The organism is Dietzia sp. WMMA184 (assembly GCF_002441635.1).
GTDB lineage: Bacteria > Actinomycetota > Actinomycetes > Mycobacteriales > Mycobacteriaceae > Dietzia > Dietzia kunjamensis.
This window is the reverse complement of the sequence record NZ_NXEI01000001.1, coordinates 2,509,304-2,525,335: the sequence shown is the minus strand read 5'-3', so window position 1 is coordinate 2,525,335 and position 16,032 is coordinate 2,509,304. Positions and strand designations below refer to the sequence as shown.

The following is a 16,032-nucleotide window of genomic DNA, read 5'->3' as shown; positions in this document are numbered from 1 at the left end:
CCGCACCGGATCGGCCACGAGGGTGGTTCCGCGGCGACGAACGGTGGGGCCGGCCTCCATCGTTCGATGGATGCCGGGTGCCCCACCGGCGACTAGCGTCGACCGGGTGATCCCCGCGCCCGCGTCCGTCGCCGCGCCTGCCCCTGCGCCGACCACCGCCGCCGAGCTCCCGCCCGAGTCGGCGGGGGTGCGTGCGGTGTTCGCGCAGCTCCAGGTGGCACTGCACACGTTGATGGCCGCACTGCTGGCGCTCACGTTGGTCAGCGCGCACCGGGACACCTCCGGCCTGCCCGATCCGCCGGCGGTCGCCGCCGCCGTGGGGTTCACGGTTGTGTACGTCGCGGGGACGGTGTGGGCGCGCCGTCGCCCGACGACCGCCGCCGTCCGGGTCGGGTGGCTGATCGCGGTCCTGGCGTTGTGGGCGTGCCTGGTGGTCCGGGTTCCCGAGGCCGCCTACCTGGCATTTCCTCTGTTCTTCCTGGTCCAGTTCCTGCTCGGCGTGTGGGCGGGCACCGCGGCGGTGGCGGCGCTGGCCGCCGTGGCGGTCATCGCCCTGGGCCTGCATCACGGGTTCACTCCCGCCGGGGTCATCGGCCCGACGGTGGGAGCGCTCGTGGCCCTCGGCCTGGGGGCCGGTGTGCGGGCACTGCACCGCGAGTCCCAGGCCCGGCGGGAGGTGATCGCCGAGCTCGTGGCCACCCGCTCGGCGCTCGCCGCGCGGGAACGGGAGGTGGGCCGGGAGGCCGAGCGCGCGCGGCTGGCCGGGGAGATCCACGACACCGTCGCGCAGGGGCTCGCGAGCATCGGGATGCTGCTGCACGCGGCCGAGCGCACCGCGCCCTCGAGCCCCGCCGTCGACCAGATCCGCCTGGCCCGCGAGGTGGCGGGTGAGAACCTCACCGAGACGCGCAGGCTCATCGCCGCCCTGCGGCCCGCGCCGCTCGACGGCGTGTCGCTGGCCGGGGCACTGGGCCGAGTGGCCGCGAGGTGCCGGGCCGAGAATCCCGGGCTCGAGGTGTCGGTGGCCACCGAGAACGCCGGCGAGCACGCCACCGAGTCCTCCACCGAGTCCTCCACCGAGCCGCCGGCGGAGCTCGCCGCGGCGCTCGTCCGGGTGGCGCAGGAGGCGCTGGCGAACGCGGTGCGGCACGGTGCGCCGCAGCGGATCACACTGACCCTGTCCGGCTCCCCCACCGCCGTGGTCCTGGAGATCGCCGACGATGGCCGCGGCTTCGACGTCGCCGCCCCGCGCACCGCCGCCTCGTTCGGGCTCGACGGCATGGCGCGGCGGGTGGGCGACCTGGGCGGGCGGTTCGAGGTCGACTCCGAGCCGGGGTCGGGCACGGTGGTCCGTGCCGAGCTACCGATGTGGGAGATAGCGCCCGGAACCCGGTCGGGGGACGAGAGATGACGACGACGAGGACGCGTGTCCTGATCGCGGACGATCACGCGGTGGTGCGAACCGGGCTGCGTGCACTGCTCGCCGCCGATCCCGCGATCGAGGTGGTCGCCGAAGCGGCGGCGGCCGGCGCTGCCGTGGAGCGGTGCCGGATCGGGGACGTGGACGTGGTGTTGATGGACCTGCGGTTCGCGGGGGATGCCACCGCCGGTGTGCTGGCCACCGCCGCGATCCGCGACCTGGCCGACCCCCCGCAGGTGTTGGTACTGACGAGCCACGACACGGACGCGGACATTCTCGGCGCCATCGAGGCCGGGGCCTGCGGTTATCTGCTCAAGGACACCGGCCCTGACGAGCTGTTGGGCGCGGTGCGCGCTGCCGCCGCCGGCGAGAGCGCGCTGTCCCCCACTGTCGCCGCGCGGCTGATCAGCCGGATGCGCGACCCGCGGCCGGTGCTGACCGAGCGGGAGGCGGAGGTCCTGCGCGCCGTCGCCACCGGGGCGACCAATCGGCAGGCCGCCGCGTCACTCCACGTGTCGGAGGCGACGGTCAAGACGCACCTCGTCCACGTCTTCGACAAGCTCGGCGTCACGTCACGGACGGCGGCGGTGTCGCAGGCCCGTGAGCTGGGCCTGGTGTGAGGGTCTCGTACATTCGGATCGCCACGGCGGACGCCGACACCGCGCTGACCGCGGCGGCGGCCCACACCGCGGCGTGCATTCCCATGGCGTCGGCGACGATCCCCCCGAACACCGCGCCGACCGCGTAACCCAGGTCGCGCCACACGCGGTAGACCCCCACGGCTCGTCCCCGCCAGACGGGGTGGGACACGTCGCCGATCGCCGCCAACAGCGTGGGATAGACCATCGCGGTCCCGGCTCCCAGGATCACGGTCCCGACCACCCACGTGCTGAATCCACTGCCGAGCGCGATGACGACCAGGGCGGCCGCCTGGGTGGCCATTCCCACCGAGATCAGGTGCTTGCGGCCGATCCGGTCCGAGAGCGCGCCGGTGAACAGCTGTCCCACGCCCCACACCGCGGGGTAGAGCGCGAACAGGAGCCCGATCTGCCCCACGGACAGACCCGCGGTGGCGAACAACAGGGGGAACAGTCCCCAGGACAGGCCGAAGTTGAGGTTGTTGACGAGCCCGGCCTGGCTGGCCGAGGACAGGGCCGGTTCTGTGAAGCTGGTCTGGATCGCGATCTCGCGGTCCGTCATGTCGGCGTGGAGATGGTCGCGCAGTCCGTCGGGGCGGGCGGTGTGCCGCCCCGCGTCCACCAGGGCGTGATCGCGCGTCTCGCGGACGAAGATCCCGGACAGCACCAGGGCCAGGGCCGTATAGGCCACTCCGACCAGGAACGGCGCCGGTCGCAGACCATACTGCCCGGCCAGGTAGCCGGCGAGCAGCGAGGTCACCGCGACCGCGCCGTATCCCGCCGCCTCGTTGAGCCCCATCGCCAGACCACGCTGTCGCGGCCCGACGAGGTCGATCTTCATGACCACGGTCGTGGACCAGGTCAGGCCCTGGTTGATGCCCAGCAGGATGTTCGCGGCCACCACCCAGCCCCAATCGGGCGCCCAGATGAGCATGAGCGGGACCGGGATGGCGAAGAGCCACCCGACCAACAGGACGGGTTTGCGTCCGTATCGATCCGAGAATGTCCCGGCGAAGTAGTTCGCGATCGCCTTGGTGACACCGAAGGCCGCGACGTAGGTGAAGATGAAGGTGTAGCCGGTCAGGCCGAAGACGTCCGTCGCCAGCAGGGGCAGCACGGTCTGCTGCTGTCCCACCATGCCGCCGACCAGCGCATTGATCGCCACCAGCAGCGTGAACTGGGCGGCGTTGGCCTTGAGACCGAGTACGGGTGCGCGTTCGGTGGGCATGCTCCCCTTTCATGACTGAGTCCGCTGTGTGGTCAGCCCACGGCGCACTATACCCCAGCGGGTATTGATCCTGCCGGTTTCGCCAACTGTACACAGTTGACTACAGTCAGGCTGTACACACTTGACTACAGCGGCGAGGTCAGCGCTTGTCCCGCCTCGCCCCGCACCCACATCGGAGGATCATATGACCGGAACCCGTCCCGAGATCACGGCCACACCCGGCACGGATCGCGCGAACCGCCTGGCCGGAAAGACCGCGATCGTCACCGGTGGCGGGCAGGGCGTGGGCCGCGGGATCTCGCTCGGCTTGGCCGAGTCAGGCGCCTCGGTCCTGCTGGTCGGGCGGACGGTGGAGAAGCTCGAGAAGGTCGCCGAGGAGATTCGCGCGATCGGCGGTGCGGCCGAATGCCTGCCGGTCAACATCACCGCGGAGGGCGCACCCGAGGCGATCGTGGACGCAGCTGTCACGCATTTCGGAGGGGTCGACATCCTCGTCAACAACGCGAACATGGCCCGGCCCCTGCCACTGTCCGACTACCCCGACGACGGTTTTCGCAAGGCCTTCGAGTCCGGCCCCCGCGTGTCGCTCACGCTGATGAAGCTGACCCGCCCACTCATGGCGCAGAGGGGCGGTGGGGTGATCATCAACCTGGTGACCTCGGCAGCCGTCCGGTGGGATCCCTCCAACTACGGCATCTACGGAGCCGTGAAGGAGAGCATGCGCGCCCTCACACGGGCCGCCACGTACGAATGGGCCGACGACGGGATCCGCGCTCTCAACGTCGCTCCGCATGCCCACAGTCCCGGGCTGGACTGGTGGATGGACAACAACCCCGAGGAGGCCGCCGAGTTCCTCTCCGCCATCCCCGCCGGCCGCGTGGGTGACCCGGTGACCGACATCGGCCGCCCGGTCGCCTGGCTCTGCTCGGCGGAGGCCTCGTACCTGAGCGGAGCGACCATCCCGCTCGACGGCGGCCAATCCCGCTGGGGCTGACCACTGCCCACCCCCGGCCGCACCACCGGGCCACCAAACCACCAACTGTCAGTTTGATCAGGAGCACAGACCTTGTCCCAGAATGCGCAACTTGCCGAGCTGTCCCGAGCCGGGGTGTCGGTCTGGCTCGACGACCTGTCCCGGGATCTGATCTCCTCCGGACGCCTCGCGGAACTTGTGGAGGCCCGGTCTGTGGTCGGGGTGACGACGAACCCGGCGATCTTCCACGCGGCGCTGACGAGCGGGACGGCGTACGACGAGCAGGTCAGCCACCTCCGAGGCCGAGGTCATGAGGTGGACGCCGTGATCCAGGCCGTCACCACCGACGATGTCCGTGCCGCCTGCGACATCCTGGCACCGGTGCACGAGCGAACCGGGACAGTAGACGGACGAGTATCGATCGAGGTCGATCCGCGACTGGCTCACGATGCCGAGGCCACTGTGGCACAGGCGAGGGAGCTGTGGCAGATCGTGGACCGACCCAACCTGCTGATCAAGATTCCGGCCACCACGGCCGGGCTGGCGGCGATCAGTCGGGTGCTGGCCGAAGGCATCAGCGTGAACGTCACGTTGATCTTCTCCGTCGAGCGCTACACACAGGTCGTTCAGTCCTACCTGGACGGTCTGGACGCCGCCGCCCTGGCCGGCCACGACCTGTCGTCCATCCACTCCGTGGCGTCGTTCTTCGTCTCGCGGGTCGATACCGAGGTCGATGCCAGACTCGAGGCCATCGGCACACCGGCCGCGCTGGCCCTGAAGGGCCAGGCCGCGCTGGCCAATGCCTGGCTGGCCTACGCCGAGTATCAGCAGCACTTCGAGAGCTCCGACCGGTTCCGGAGCCTGGCCGGTCGCGGCGCCCGACCGCAGCGGCCGCTGTGGGCGTCCACCGGCGTGAAGGACACACGGTACAGCGACACCCTCTATGTCAGTGAGTTGGTCGCACCGGCGACGGTCAACACGATGCCGGCGGCGACCATGGAGGCGTTCGCCGACCACGGGGACATTTCTTCGGGGTCGGGCACCAGGAGGTTTGCCGAACCTGCAGCGCTGTTCGAGGCGCTCGGCGAGGTCGGGATCGACATGAATGACGTCTTCCTTCAACTGGAGCGCGAGGGCGTCGCCAAGTTCGACACGGCCTGGAACGAACTGATCACAGCGATGGGCGCACAACTAGCGTCCGGGTGAGCGCACGCCTTAATTCCACCGTCTGCGAAATCGGCACGCCGCCGCGACGGGTCTTGCAGGAGAAGAACTCGTGGACGACGCCGCTTGCTCGCTACCGGACCCCGTCTCAGTGGAAGGTGCCGGCCACCCAGGGTGCGCCGATCAGGTGTGGCGCCCGCACCACGCAGTAGGCCAAAACAACTGTGACGCCGGTGCAGGCAGCGGCCAACATTCTGTCCATGCCGGCGCCCGCACGGATTCGCAGTGGTCCCGGTAGGCGGAAGTTCCACCATCGCTCGCCTCCGATACTGACGACGCCGCCGAGTAGAGGCACGCCCCGCTTGGTGATCACGTCGCCGAGGAGGTGCATCGCGACACCGGCAGTGACCGCTGCGCCGAGCGCGGCGCTGCCGACCGAAGCCGGCAGCGCAAACCACACCGCTACTGCAAGCGCCAACGAGAGCCCGGTGACGTAGATCCAATCCTGCTTCTTGGCCCAGTTCGGTGCCAGGCCGCGTATGGCCAGGCCAAGCATGAAGAAGAGCACCCCGATAGCGCCGTTCTTACCGAACGCCGAGACGAGGGCGGCCGTGCCGGCGCCCGCAAGAAGTGCGAACCACAACGTGTGGGTCGCGGTGCGGTGCCCGTTGCTGATCCGGGCGTCCTTGCGCGTCATCGTCAGGTCGTAGATGGTCTTCGAGACCCGCTCCGTGATGTGAGCGAGGGCCCTCGAGGCCAGCCCGAAGCTGCGAGCAAGGGTGCTCTGTGGTGTGTCGAGGTCCGGGAGAAGCGCCGCTCCGGCGGTGACGCCCGCAAACACGAGCACCTCCGTGGGTGAGGTGGCCCCACCCCATTCGACTGGGAGGAAGGCCCCGATAGCCAACCCCGCGCCGGCGCCGCTCATCGCGTGCGTAGGTCCCATCACCATGTGCAGCGCACCTTACTGTCCACCGAGGCTCGCCCCCGGATACGGACCGGGCCCCCTGGACCAGAGCGACCGCACCGACGATGGAATCGATCTTTAGTCGACCCGATAACCAGTGACCCGTGAACACCGACTGATCTCACGACGCCACCTACCGGTCCTCCTGGCCAACCGAGCGTTGAACGCCCCGCGGAAATTCACTGACACCGTAGCGTCGGGCTGACAACCTGTTTCCACAACCGACGACGACGGCAGCTACTGCCGCGCAAGGCGAAAGTTGGGATTATTACCAGCGCCATCACTCGCGTTGGGACCGATTCTGTGGTCGAATTTGGGACTCGGCCTGCCAGGTAAGGCTATCCTCTTTACTTTCAACTACTCTCTCCCTCTCGAACCATTCCCCACGCTGCCCCTATTGAGACGTGTCTAGGTCGACGGTGGGGCGCGTCAGCTCAGGGGCGGGCGGGACCCGCCCTTGGTTTCCCCAGGAACCGCCAGAACGAGCCTTGACGTAAAGGCCGGCCTGGCGGGGCCCCATCTGGATCGTGTGGCCCTTACTGCGTTTGGCCACCAGAACCCATCCGGTCGGAGTGAGGCGGGCAATCGGGCTCATCTTGCGGCCCCGCCCACCGTGACGATCAATCGCCGCTTCCACGCGCTTGCGGCTGCGCGAGGTACCCCACGGGTTCGACCCGGGGCTGGAGTAGTGCTCGAACGTGGGCCACCACCCCCATTTCTCGCCGTCGGAAAGCGCAGGTGCGGCGGGCGCGATGGCAGCGGCAGGTGCCGGCGGGGCTGGCGACATCGGGGCTTTGGCCGGCGCTTTCGGGACCACTGCCCGGGTGCGTTTACCGGCGGCACGAGCCTTCGGACTCGGCGGCGGTTCGGAAGGGAACGTGAGGGCGGGCCCGTCGAGGGTGGTCATCGTGGCGACCAATCCGCGGTGCAGCCGCTGGTGTGCGTTGCGGTTCAGCATGCCCTTCTTGGACGGGTGGGGCACTGCTACGGGGATGACGATCCCGCCAGGGGTCAGGCCTGACCTCTTCCAGCCGTCTCGGGCATTGTCGCCCATCAGCAGGACCACTCGCAGGTTTGGCGGCTCTTCCGGAATCAGAGTGCATGGATCCGATCCTGAAGCCGGCCGGAGTGGATCAGTGACCGCAAGATGTAGTGCTTGAGGTTGCGGAAGCCCAGGGCGATCCCGCGGAGGTGTTCCAGTCGGCCGTTGATGGCCTCGACGGGTCCGTTGGAGGCGCCCACGTCGAAGTACGCGAGGATTTCGCGGTGCCGCTTCCACAATGACCGGCCGAGCTGCGCGAGCTCCGGGAGTTCTGCGGGTACACCGGTCCGGATCGAGCGCAGGAGCTTGTACATCGCGATCTTGCCCTCCCGCTTGCCGGCGGCGTCGTAGGCGGCGATGAGTCGCTGGTAGACGCCGTAGGTGACCTCGACCGCCGCGTGCGCATCGTTGGCGGTGAATGCTTTGAACAGGCGCACCTTCTGCTTGTCGGTGAGCAGCTCGGCTCGGGTGTTCAAGGTCCGGCGGATGCCGTACAGCGGATCGCCCGTGCGGCCCCGGTGCCCGGTGGTGGCCTGCTGGATGCGTTGGCGGCACACGGTGAGCTTGTCGGCGGCCAGGTGCACGACGTGGAAGGGGTCCATCACCGTCCGGGCAGCGGGAACGGCTTTGGCGGCGGCGGAGTGGTAGCCGGCGAACCCGTCCATCGTGACCACCTTGACTCGGTCTCGAAACACCTGGTCACGGGCGTCGAGCCACTCGGTGAGCACCTTCGCCGAACGCCCCGGGACCATGTCCAACAGGCGAGACGGGCCGGTGCCGTCCACGACCGGGGTCAGGTCCACCAGCACGGTGACGAATGAGCTGCTGCCGTCACCGCGCACGTGCTTCCATTTGTGCTCGTCGACTCCGAGAATGCGGACGCCGTCGAAGTGGCCGGGCTGGTCGTAGACGATCGTGCGAGTCTCCGACAGTGCTAGATCGTTGACCAGATCCCACCCCAGCCCGAGGGCCTTCGCGACCGCGGACACGCTGGTGCGGTCGATCGCCAGACGCTGCAGGATCCAGCGGCTGCAGCGACGCGTGGTCTTGGCCCGCGGCTCAGCCAACGCCGGCATCCGCTGCTGGAAGATGCGCGTCTCGCATTCGATGTTGTCGCAGGTGAAGCGCGGTACTCGCACATGCAGCCTGGTGGGATGCCCGACGATCGGCAGATCGGTCACCTTCCGCTCGACGTGGTCTCGCAGGCGCCCCGCCATCCCGCACTCGGCGCAGATCGGGTCCAGTGTGACCGGGGCGCAGAACAGGTGCGTGAGCTCGTCGGCCACGGCGGCGTCGGCGATGGTCACCCCCAACTCGACGGTGCGGCAGATGGTGTCGGCAAGCAGGCTGGCGGTAGCGTTCAAAGCGGGTCCTGGGGTGTTCGATGCGTGGCGTAGGAACCTGCATCTTCACACGCCCCAGGACCCCTACATCTTGTGCCTCACCGCATCACCGGCGAACCCCAGCTACGCACTCCGAATCCGGAAGAGCCGGTTTGGCAGTAGTTCTAGCAACTCATGGAGCCAGCGGGCGCCGCGGACGCGCTCGGCGGGCGAGGACTGGCCGTTCTTGACCCCGGCGATCGGCGCGGGGGCGACGTTCCAGTGCACGACTCGTCCGGGGGCCAGACCGAAGTCGTTGTAGCGCTCTGCACAGAAACGGGCGGAACCGTCGTTGTTTTCCAGGCTCAGCAGTCCTGATCCGGTCCCGGCCTCGGCTTTGGTCGACGGGTTGTCGAGCAGCGCCAGTACCTCGGCGTCGACGCCTCCCATTTGGGGGTCGACGTACGGCACCAGGCCACGGGCGATGCCTTCCGAGTCGGCGACCCGGTCGGCCAGAGCATTAATCGGGGCGACGTGCGGGTCGCGGATGTGGGCGTGCTTGAGGGCCAACACCTCTGGGTCGACGTTGCGCCCCGGCACGAACGCGCTCGAGCGGATCCGGTCGACAAATGTTCCCCCGTGCCCATCGCTGGTGATCATTGCCGGACTATCCCACCCCGCCACGACACAGCGGGCCAGCCCAGTCCCAACCTGCGGCGTTGTGACAACCCCGTGGGTGTGGGATCAGCCGCGCAGTGCTTCTTCCAGTTCGGCCTCGGAGTAGCCAAAAGCGTAGTCCTCATCCTTCCCGTTGGAGGCCCAGATGTTCGCAGCCTCGTACACGCTCAAAGTCTCGCCACTCTGGTTGTCGTCCTCATCATCAAGCCCATACTTGCAGTTGTCGCAGTACATCTCGGAGTACACGTAGCGCTTAGTCAATGATGTACCGCAGCGCGGACACGGTGGCGTGTCGCCGTGGTAGGCATCCGCTTCTTCCCAGGTCTTCTTGCGGAAAGCATCAAACAGTCCCATGGCGACTCCTATTTTTGCGGCGGGCCGGGCCGGCCCCAGGCGCTACGACCAGCAATCTGTGGACAGGCTGGGACGGTCAGCGGCGCGGCCATTGCCGCGTTAGACCACCAGGACCCACCCATCCGGAGTGAAGCGGGTAATCGGGGGATCTATACGCGTCAATCTTCAACTACGTCTTTTGCAATTTTGTAGAGACTTTTCCCGTTGTACTGCCAGGCGTCCGCTGCCGAGAACGCTCCGGGTTCGAGTCCTGCCCGCACGAAAATCTCGTTCTTCAACCCAGTCGGCGTCCACGTCCGTGTCGGTTCAAGCGCCCACGTCAAAGGCCTGGTTGGGTCACCCCCCCACGTCGCAGAGCCTCGATCCGGACTCTCTCCAAGCCACTCAACTACTTGATCGAGCACCTCCTTCTTCACGAAGCCGGTCGGGTCAAGGGTCACCGTGGCCCCATTGGGAATGAGATTATTCTCGGCGATGATGGTCACCGACTTCGCATTGCGACGCTTGGTCCTGACCTGGTCGCTAAGTCCAGCCAAGGATTCCTGGAACGTTGGGCGCAGACGGCGATCGGCGAGATCGTCAACCGGGAAGAGGCGCTGAAAGCTGACCATGAGCTCCTGACCACTCCGGAACACCTGGTACTCATGGCACTCCACTGTCAGGTCAGGTGCGATATCCGCGAGCCACTGCACCGTGCTCATCACTTGATCTGGAAAACTCTCCGCGACGAGAATTAGTCGAGGCAGACGGAACAGGGACTGGTCAAGGTCTCCGTCAACGTGGTCAATCAATCGAGACAATGCCTCTTCGGTGCTGATCGATTCGCCGTGCTCCTTAGCCACCCACGCTGCGTGCGCCCTAGCTAGGTCGTCCTTGCTGAACTCGGACGCCATCGCGCCATACGTGATGGCCTGCAAGTGGACGCGTCGATCCCCCTCGCGTTTAAGTTCGACGACCACCAGCTCTCCGCTTGCTGACAGAGCAAGAAGGTCCGGTCGTTCGCTCGCCTTCCCAGTGTCTGAAGCCCACGAATGGAACTGCGTCGTCACCACCATCAGCGTGTCGTCGATGACTTCTGGGTTCGACTTGATCCACGACTCGAGATGGCCAGTCTCTGTCAACTTCTCAGACGCCATCGATACCCGCTGACATGGATCGGCCACACTTCCATCAACCCGGAGCAGATGCGCCATTACTCAAGTCCCTCCACCGAATCGTTTCGCCGCCCACTATGCCGTCCCATCTGCCCAGGTGGGCGGATTCGAGCTGATACACCGGTGCCCCTCGACCGGGCCGGCGGCAGGCCGGCGCTTATTGCCACCCCCGACCTAAGTCAGCCAGTGGGCGACCAAGAGCACCCGCCCCCACTTAACCTCAATTCACCGATGAAGTAGCCGGGGCGGTCGCTGGCATGGTCGTGGGTCGTGACCGTATGGAGGGCGTGTGAGGTCCGCCGGTCTGCCCGGCTTTCCACTTTGGTTCCTGGTCGTAGGTGCTGGAGTTGGGAGTCAGATCGGCACGTTGGGCCGGCGCGGGGAGAAGACGGTGTCGTAGAGCGCCTGCCAGGCTGTTTGCCATGGCCAGCTTTCGGGTAGATGGAGTCGGAGCCGCCGGGCTGAGGAGGCGATCCGGGCCGGGATGTTGATGAGTTTGCGGCGGATCGTCGCGGTCGTCGCGCGTGCCAGGCTCGAGCTTGTGGTCAGGGTGGCGGCGGCGCGGGTGAGGTTGAACGCCATGACGGCGCAGGTCAGCCAGGCGGCGTTGGCGTTGAACACGCCCGAGGGCAGGTGCGCCAGCGCGGAGGCTTTCAGGTCAGCGTGGACGTTCTCGATGATCGCGTGTGCGCGGTGGGTCTTGTCGGCCGCCACTGTGTCGTACTGCTCTACGGATGTAGTGGTGAAGAACGCATGGAACCGCCAGGTATCGAACAGGCTCGCCTGCCCACTTGCAGCCTTGGGATTCAGGTCGGGGATACGGCGCACCACGAGCCGACCCGGCACCTGGTCGTTCTTGGGCTTCGAGGTGAATGCGGTGAAGTCGACCTCGGCGACTTCGGCGCGGGAGATCCAACGGTTGGTGTGTTCGTCGAAGATCGCGTCGGTGTAGTTGATCGTGGTCCACGCGTCGTCGTCGATGGTGGCGATGGCACGTTTGACCGCCGGGTCCATGCGTACGGTGACCGAGACCTCGGCTCCGGCGGCCAGGCAGGCGGTGACCATGCTGTGGGAGTAGAACGCCGAATCGCCTCGGACCAGCACGTCACGGCCGTGAAGGTGGGTGCGGCGGATCAGTGCCAGCGTGTCGGTGGCCAGCCGGGCAGCCCCTCGCGGGGACCCGGCAGAGCCCTTGCGCAGCCGTTGAGCGGCGATCACCGGAGCAGCCTGCTCGGTGGAGACCGTGGCCAGCAGCGCGTTCAGGCCACGTACCCCGGAGTAGCCGAACGAGGCGCCCTGCTTGGCGTGTCCGTAGACCTCCACGATCGTGTCGTCGATATCGACCATCACCGTCCCGGTGTCCGACTCATGACCGAGCAGTCCGGTGTGTTCGGCCAGTGCGCGCACGAACCGCGAGGCGATCGCATCGGTTTGGCGGACGTGGCCGAAGGTGAACTGCCGCAGGAACGATCCCAGCGTCGAAGGGGCGTACGGGCGGTCGAAGAGTGTGCCCATCGCCCCGTGGCGCAGCAGGGCCATGTCGTCGATGCTATCCGCGCCTGCGGCCATCCCGGCCACGAGCGAGGCCAGTTTCACTCCACCGTTGGAGCCCTTGTCGGTGGGCACGCTCAGATGCTCGTCACCGAGCCGGTGCAGGCCCGCCCGGTCGGCGAGTTTCATCAGCGGCACGAGGCCGGCGCCCGACACGAGGTTGGGCTCATCGAACGTCGCGAAGCTTACGGGCAGAGTGTGAGATAGTTGCATCTGCGGGATGCCCTTCTTGAATTGGCGATACGGACCTTAAGCAAGTCGTATCTTGCCAGTTCAGAAGGGCATTCTCGCGTTCCCACACCGCGCTAGAAGTTCATCTCATCGGTGGATCCAGGCTTAACCGCCATACGCAGCCCCACGGAGGCCCGCATTCGTTCGCCGACCGACGCGCCGCGCGCATGTTCGGCGCCGAAGGTTCCGGCATCGGACCCGAACTGCAGTCGCGCTGTCCTTGCAGAACGACGGGCAGAACCTTGATGTGATTTATCTCACACACTTCGAACTTTGCGGCCCCTTGGGCCCCCTCGCCCGCACTCACCGGCGGCTCCACGGTCAGTCTTCACACCAACCGCGGCCCCGCGAGGACCACCCCGCCGAGCCCGCGCCTGGATCGACCACCCCACGGACACCTGGCCGTCGACCACAGGGGCACCCCGCGCCCGCCTTAAGAATGGGCAGGTAGGCGCCTCGCGCAATTCGTCTAGATTAAACAGGCGCGTGCCATTCCCCCTACAAGTGCCATTTACTCCGGAATTGATTTGGCAATTGTCTCGAAGTAAGCACAAGTGTCGGGACAATTCGTACGGTCCATACAAAGAACTTGACAAAAACCGGATCTAAAAAAAACTTCGCCTGCTCGCATCAAGTTGTGGTTTGCGCAGTTCACTGCGTATCACAACAGTGTCCGCCGACCATGCAAACCGACGCTCAGACTCGCCGATCGACGCCCGCTATGGGCCCTTGCGCTCGGCGGCGCCGGGGGTAGAGTTCTAATTGTTGATAACCCAGAAAGCGCACCACAAGAGCGCCCGAGGGGGCCCCAAGGGACTCGACAGAGAATGCAACATTCGCCCTACATTTACGGCCCCAATTCGGAGGCAATTGCCGCCCGAAACAATGAAAAACTACGAAAGGGAAACACCATGAACAACGAGACCAACATCATCCCGCTGGCCCAGAACATCGGCCTGCTGTACGACGGGTGGAACTTCCTCCGAGGAGCCGACACCATCCTTGGCTTCGGAGACAGCGTCGACAACTACGTCCTGCACCTCGGAAGAATCTCCGAGCAGATCACCGACAACCGGAACCGCCCGTCACGCGTCGCCCGGATCACCGTGGTCATCGGCCTGCACCATCCCCGACAGAACCCGCGCGCCCGCGCCATCACCGAGCAGTACATCCGCTACTGGCGACGCGACAGCCGCGTCAACGTCATCGCCATGGAGAACAGCATCGACGGCCGGGAGAAGGGAGTGGACATGGAGCTCGGCATGCAGCTGATCGAAATGTCGGGCGACCGGTCTCTTGACGCAGTGGTCCTGTGCTCGGCCGACCGCGACCTGCAGCCGGCAATCGACCGCGCTGTCCGATTGCGCAGCGCGCACATCGAGCTGGCCCGCTGGCAGGGACAACGCGGAGGCCCGCAGGTCACCCTGCCCAGTGGCAAGCCCGGCTGGTGCCACTGGCTCGAGGCCGACCACTTCCACCGCAGCGCCACCCCCCGGGGCCACCAGCTCGCCGCATAGGCACCCCACCCCAAGCGCCCCACGGGCCGGTCAGCGTCTCTGCTGGCCGGCCCTGCCCCACCCGATTCCAAACCACACCCTTCGAAGAAAGAAGACCAACCATGACAAACGACTTCGCCAAGACCCTCCGCATCGCAGTCATCACCGCCCAGTCCGACGCCCTGGCGCTTCACGCCGTCGCCGAGGAGATCCGCAAGGCGCTCGACCAGGTACAGGCCGAGAGCTACTTGGGCCCATGGGAGACCGATCTCGAAAAGCACCAGCTCGCCGCCCTGGCCGGATACCTCGATCGCGCATCGCGGTTCATCGACCTCGGTTCGGTTCTGCTCAACGCCGGAGGACGAGATGAGGCGTGGGCGCTGCTCGCCACCGCAGAGCCTGTCAAGATAATTGTGTGAGTTTTGGTTAGTGATGTCTGTCACATGTGGGGGTCGAAGCGTTCCGGGTAGGCCAGTGCGAGTTCGGCCAGTGCGGCTCGCCAACCATGGATGGTGGCGCCTTCGACGAGTCTGGGGATCGATTTCCGGGGGCCTGCGTGGCCGTCTGCTCGGCGTTGAGCGTCCTTGGCGCGTTCTCGGTCTCGTCGGTCCTCGATGTTGCGTATGGCTAGCCATAGCAGCTTGATCGCGGCGGCATCGCTGGGGAAGTGCCCGCGGTTCTTGGTGATCTTGCGCAGCTGGTAGTTCAGCGACTCGATCGAGTTCGTGGTGTAGATCAGCTTGCGTGTGGCTGGGCCGAAGGCCAGGAACGGGATGAACCGCTCCCAGGCGGCCTCCCACGACCTGACGGCGGTGGGGTACTTGGCGCCCAGCGGCGATTCGGCGAAGGCCTCCAGTGCGGCTCTGGCGGCCTCGGCGTTGGCGGCGGTGTAGATCGGCTTGAGTGCCTTGGCCACGTTCTTGCGGTCGCTGTAGGACACGAACCGCATCGAGGCCCGGATCAGGTGCACCACGCAGGTCTGCACCTCGGCGAAAGGCCAGGTCGCGGCAATCGCCTCGGACAGTCCGGTCAGCCCGTCGCAGGCCACGATCAGGACGTCTTTGACGCCGCGATTGGCCAGTTCGGCGCACACGCTGGCCCAGAACGCCGCGCCTTCCTTGGCCTGCACCCAGATGCCGAGCACGTGCTTGACGCCCTCAAGATCGACCCCGACCGCGATGTGGGCAGCGCGGGTCTTCACGTGGGCTCCATCGCGGATCTTGATGTGGATCGCGTCCAGGAACACCACCGGGTAGAACGCCTCCAACGGGCGGTGCTGCCAGGCGGCGACTTCGTCCAGGACCGCGTCGGTGACGTTGGCGATGGACTCGTGCGACAGCTCCACCCCCAGGGTCCGCGCGAGGTGGTGCTCGATCTCCCGGACGGTCATCCCGCCGGCGTACAGCGAGATGATCTGGTCCTCCAGCCCGCCGAGCCGGCGGGCGCCCTTCGGGACGAGCTGGGAGGCGAACGAGCCCTGCCGATCGCGGGGCTGATCCAGCTCCACCGGGCCGACCTCGGTGGCCACGGTCTTGCGCGAAGTGCCGTTGCGGTGGTTTCCGTCCCCGCCACGGGCGTGGGCATCGCGGCCCAGATGCTCGGTCAGCTCGGCGCCCATGCCCCGCTCAAGGACGGCCTTGAGCATCTCGTTCAAAAAGCCGTCCTTGCCAGTCAACTCCAACCCTCGCGAACGGGTCTCGGCGAGTACGTGATCAATCAGCGCATCCGAGAACACCTCCCGGCGAAGCCCAGCAGCATCTGATACATCCGTAGCGTCGTGGTCGTCAACAGCCATAGCGTTCATGATTCCTCCTCCG

General features: G+C 66.7%; 14 protein-coding genes. 6 read left to right on the top strand and 8 right to left on the bottom strand.

Features of this window, described 5'->3' with window-relative positions; translation table 11 throughout:
• Nucleotides 1–106 precede the first annotated feature (106 nt).
• Nucleotides 107–1,411 (top strand): sensor histidine kinase, encoded by a 1,305-nt coding sequence (locus tag CK206_RS11555; RefSeq protein WP_254050562.1) that lies wholly within the window; start codon nucleotides 107–109, stop codon nucleotides 1,409–1,411.
• Nucleotides 1,408–2,040, top strand: a complete 633-nt coding sequence (locus CK206_RS11550; protein ID WP_096906484.1) for a response regulator transcription factor — start codon at nucleotides 1,408–1,410, stop codon at nucleotides 2,038–2,040. The genes CK206_RS11555 and CK206_RS11550 overlap by 4 nt, the downstream gene beginning before the upstream one ends.
• Here the strand turns inward: CK206_RS11550 and CK206_RS11545 are convergent.
• Nucleotides 1,988–3,286, bottom strand: a complete 1,299-nt coding sequence (locus CK206_RS11545) for an MFS transporter (RefSeq protein WP_096906483.1) — start codon at nucleotides 3,284–3,286, stop codon at nucleotides 1,988–1,990. The genes CK206_RS11550 and CK206_RS11545 overlap by 53 nt on opposite strands.
• 184 nt (nucleotides 3,287–3,470) lie before the next feature.
• Between CK206_RS11545 and CK206_RS11540 the strand changes: the two genes are divergently transcribed.
• Nucleotides 3,471–4,280, top strand: a complete 810-nt coding sequence (locus tag CK206_RS11540) for an SDR family NAD(P)-dependent oxidoreductase (protein ID WP_096906482.1) — start codon at nucleotides 3,471–3,473, stop codon at nucleotides 4,278–4,280.
• A 72-nt stretch (nucleotides 4,281–4,352) separates the two neighbouring features.
• Complete coding sequence (tal, locus tag CK206_RS11535) at nucleotides 4,353–5,465, top strand: transaldolase (RefSeq protein ID WP_096906481.1); 1,113 nt, start codon at nucleotides 4,353–4,355, stop codon at nucleotides 5,463–5,465.
• Between the two features lie 106 nt (nucleotides 5,466–5,571).
• Here tal and CK206_RS11530 read toward each other — a convergent pair whose 3' ends face one another.
• From CK206_RS11530 to CK206_RS11505, 6 genes are all read right to left on the bottom strand, one after another.
• Nucleotides 5,572–6,372, bottom strand: a complete 801-nt coding sequence (locus tag CK206_RS11530; RefSeq protein WP_096906480.1) for a metal-dependent hydrolase — start codon at nucleotides 6,370–6,372, stop codon at nucleotides 5,572–5,574.
• A gap of 1,107 nt (nucleotides 6,373–7,479) precedes the next feature.
• Nucleotides 7,480–8,793 carry an ISL3 family transposase gene (locus CK206_RS11525; RefSeq protein WP_096906479.1) on the bottom strand — a complete coding sequence of 438 codons (1,314 nt, stop codon included), beginning with the start codon at nucleotides 8,791–8,793 and terminating at the stop codon, nucleotides 7,480–7,482.
• A 102-nt stretch (nucleotides 8,794–8,895) separates the two neighbouring features.
• Nucleotides 8,896–9,411 carry a hypothetical protein gene (locus CK206_RS20140; protein WP_216824135.1) on the bottom strand — a complete coding sequence of 172 codons (516 nt, stop codon included), beginning with the start codon at nucleotides 9,409–9,411 and terminating at the stop codon, nucleotides 8,896–8,898.
• An 84-nt stretch (nucleotides 9,412–9,495) separates the two neighbouring features.
• Nucleotides 9,496–9,783 carry a hypothetical protein gene (locus CK206_RS11515; protein WP_096906478.1) on the bottom strand — a complete coding sequence of 96 codons (288 nt, stop codon included), beginning with the start codon at nucleotides 9,781–9,783 and terminating at the stop codon, nucleotides 9,496–9,498.
• Nucleotides 9,784–9,941: 158 nt separating this feature from the next.
• Complete coding sequence (locus CK206_RS11510) at nucleotides 9,942–10,976, bottom strand: DNA-binding protein (RefSeq protein ID WP_143337731.1); 1,035 nt, start codon at nucleotides 10,974–10,976, stop codon at nucleotides 9,942–9,944.
• 315 nt (nucleotides 10,977–11,291) lie between these two features.
• Nucleotides 11,292–12,701 (bottom strand): IS1380 family transposase, encoded by a 1,410-nt coding sequence (locus tag CK206_RS11505; RefSeq protein ID WP_069389547.1) that lies wholly within the window; start codon nucleotides 12,699–12,701, stop codon nucleotides 11,292–11,294.
• 929 nt (nucleotides 12,702–13,630) lie between these two features.
• On the opposite strand from CK206_RS11505, the gene CK206_RS11500 reads away from it, so the two are divergent.
• Complete coding sequence (locus tag CK206_RS11500) at nucleotides 13,631–14,236, top strand: NYN domain-containing protein (protein WP_159981134.1); 606 nt, start codon at nucleotides 13,631–13,633, stop codon at nucleotides 14,234–14,236.
• Between the two features lie 101 nt (nucleotides 14,237–14,337).
• Nucleotides 14,338–14,634: a hypothetical protein gene (locus CK206_RS11495; protein WP_096906475.1), complete on the top strand. Its 297-nt coding sequence runs from the start codon at nucleotides 14,338–14,340 to the stop codon at nucleotides 14,632–14,634.
• Between the two features lie 20 nt (nucleotides 14,635–14,654).
• Here the strand turns inward: CK206_RS11495 and CK206_RS11490 are convergent, their stop codons facing one another.
• Nucleotides 14,655–16,010: an IS256 family transposase gene (locus CK206_RS11490; RefSeq protein ID WP_069388925.1), complete on the bottom strand. Its 1,356-nt coding sequence runs from the start codon at nucleotides 16,008–16,010 to the stop codon at nucleotides 14,655–14,657.
• Nucleotides 16,011–16,032 lie beyond the last annotated feature (22 nt).

Excerpts from the sequence above, each read along its gene's own strand:
- CK206_RS11550 (WP_096906484.1), top strand. The coding sequence starts at position 1,408 with ATGACGACGACGAGGACGCGTGTCCTGATCGCGGACGATCACGCGGTG.
- CK206_RS11545 (WP_096906483.1), bottom strand. The coding sequence starts at position 3,286 with ATGCCCACCGAACGCGCACCCGTACTCGGTCTCAAGGCCAACGCCGCC.
- CK206_RS11540 (WP_096906482.1), top strand. The coding sequence starts at position 3,471 with ATGACCGGAACCCGTCCCGAGATCACGGCCACACCCGGCACGGATCGC.
- CK206_RS11530 (WP_096906480.1), bottom strand. The coding sequence starts at position 6,372 with ATGGTGATGGGACCTACGCACGCGATGAGCGGCGCCGGCGCGGGGTTG.
- CK206_RS20140 (WP_216824135.1), bottom strand. The coding sequence starts at position 9,411 with ATGATCACCAGCGATGGGCACGGGGGAACATTTGTCGACCGGATCCGC.
- CK206_RS11515 (WP_096906478.1), bottom strand. The coding sequence starts at position 9,783 with ATGGGACTGTTTGATGCTTTCCGCAAGAAGACCTGGGAAGAAGCGGAT.
- CK206_RS11510 (WP_143337731.1), bottom strand. The coding sequence starts at position 10,976 with ATGGCGCATCTGCTCCGGGTTGATGGAAGTGTGGCCGATCCATGTCAG.
- CK206_RS11505 (WP_069389547.1), bottom strand. The coding sequence starts at position 12,701 with ATGCAACTATCTCACACTCTGCCCGTAAGCTTCGCGACGTTCGATGAG.
- CK206_RS11500 (WP_159981134.1), top strand. The coding sequence starts at position 13,631 with ATGAACAACGAGACCAACATCATCCCGCTGGCCCAGAACATCGGCCTG.
- CK206_RS11495 (WP_096906475.1), top strand. The coding sequence starts at position 14,338 with ATGACAAACGACTTCGCCAAGACCCTCCGCATCGCAGTCATCACCGCC.
- CK206_RS11490 (WP_069388925.1), bottom strand. The coding sequence starts at position 16,010 with ATGGCTGTTGACGACCACGACGCTACGGATGTATCAGATGCTGCTGGG.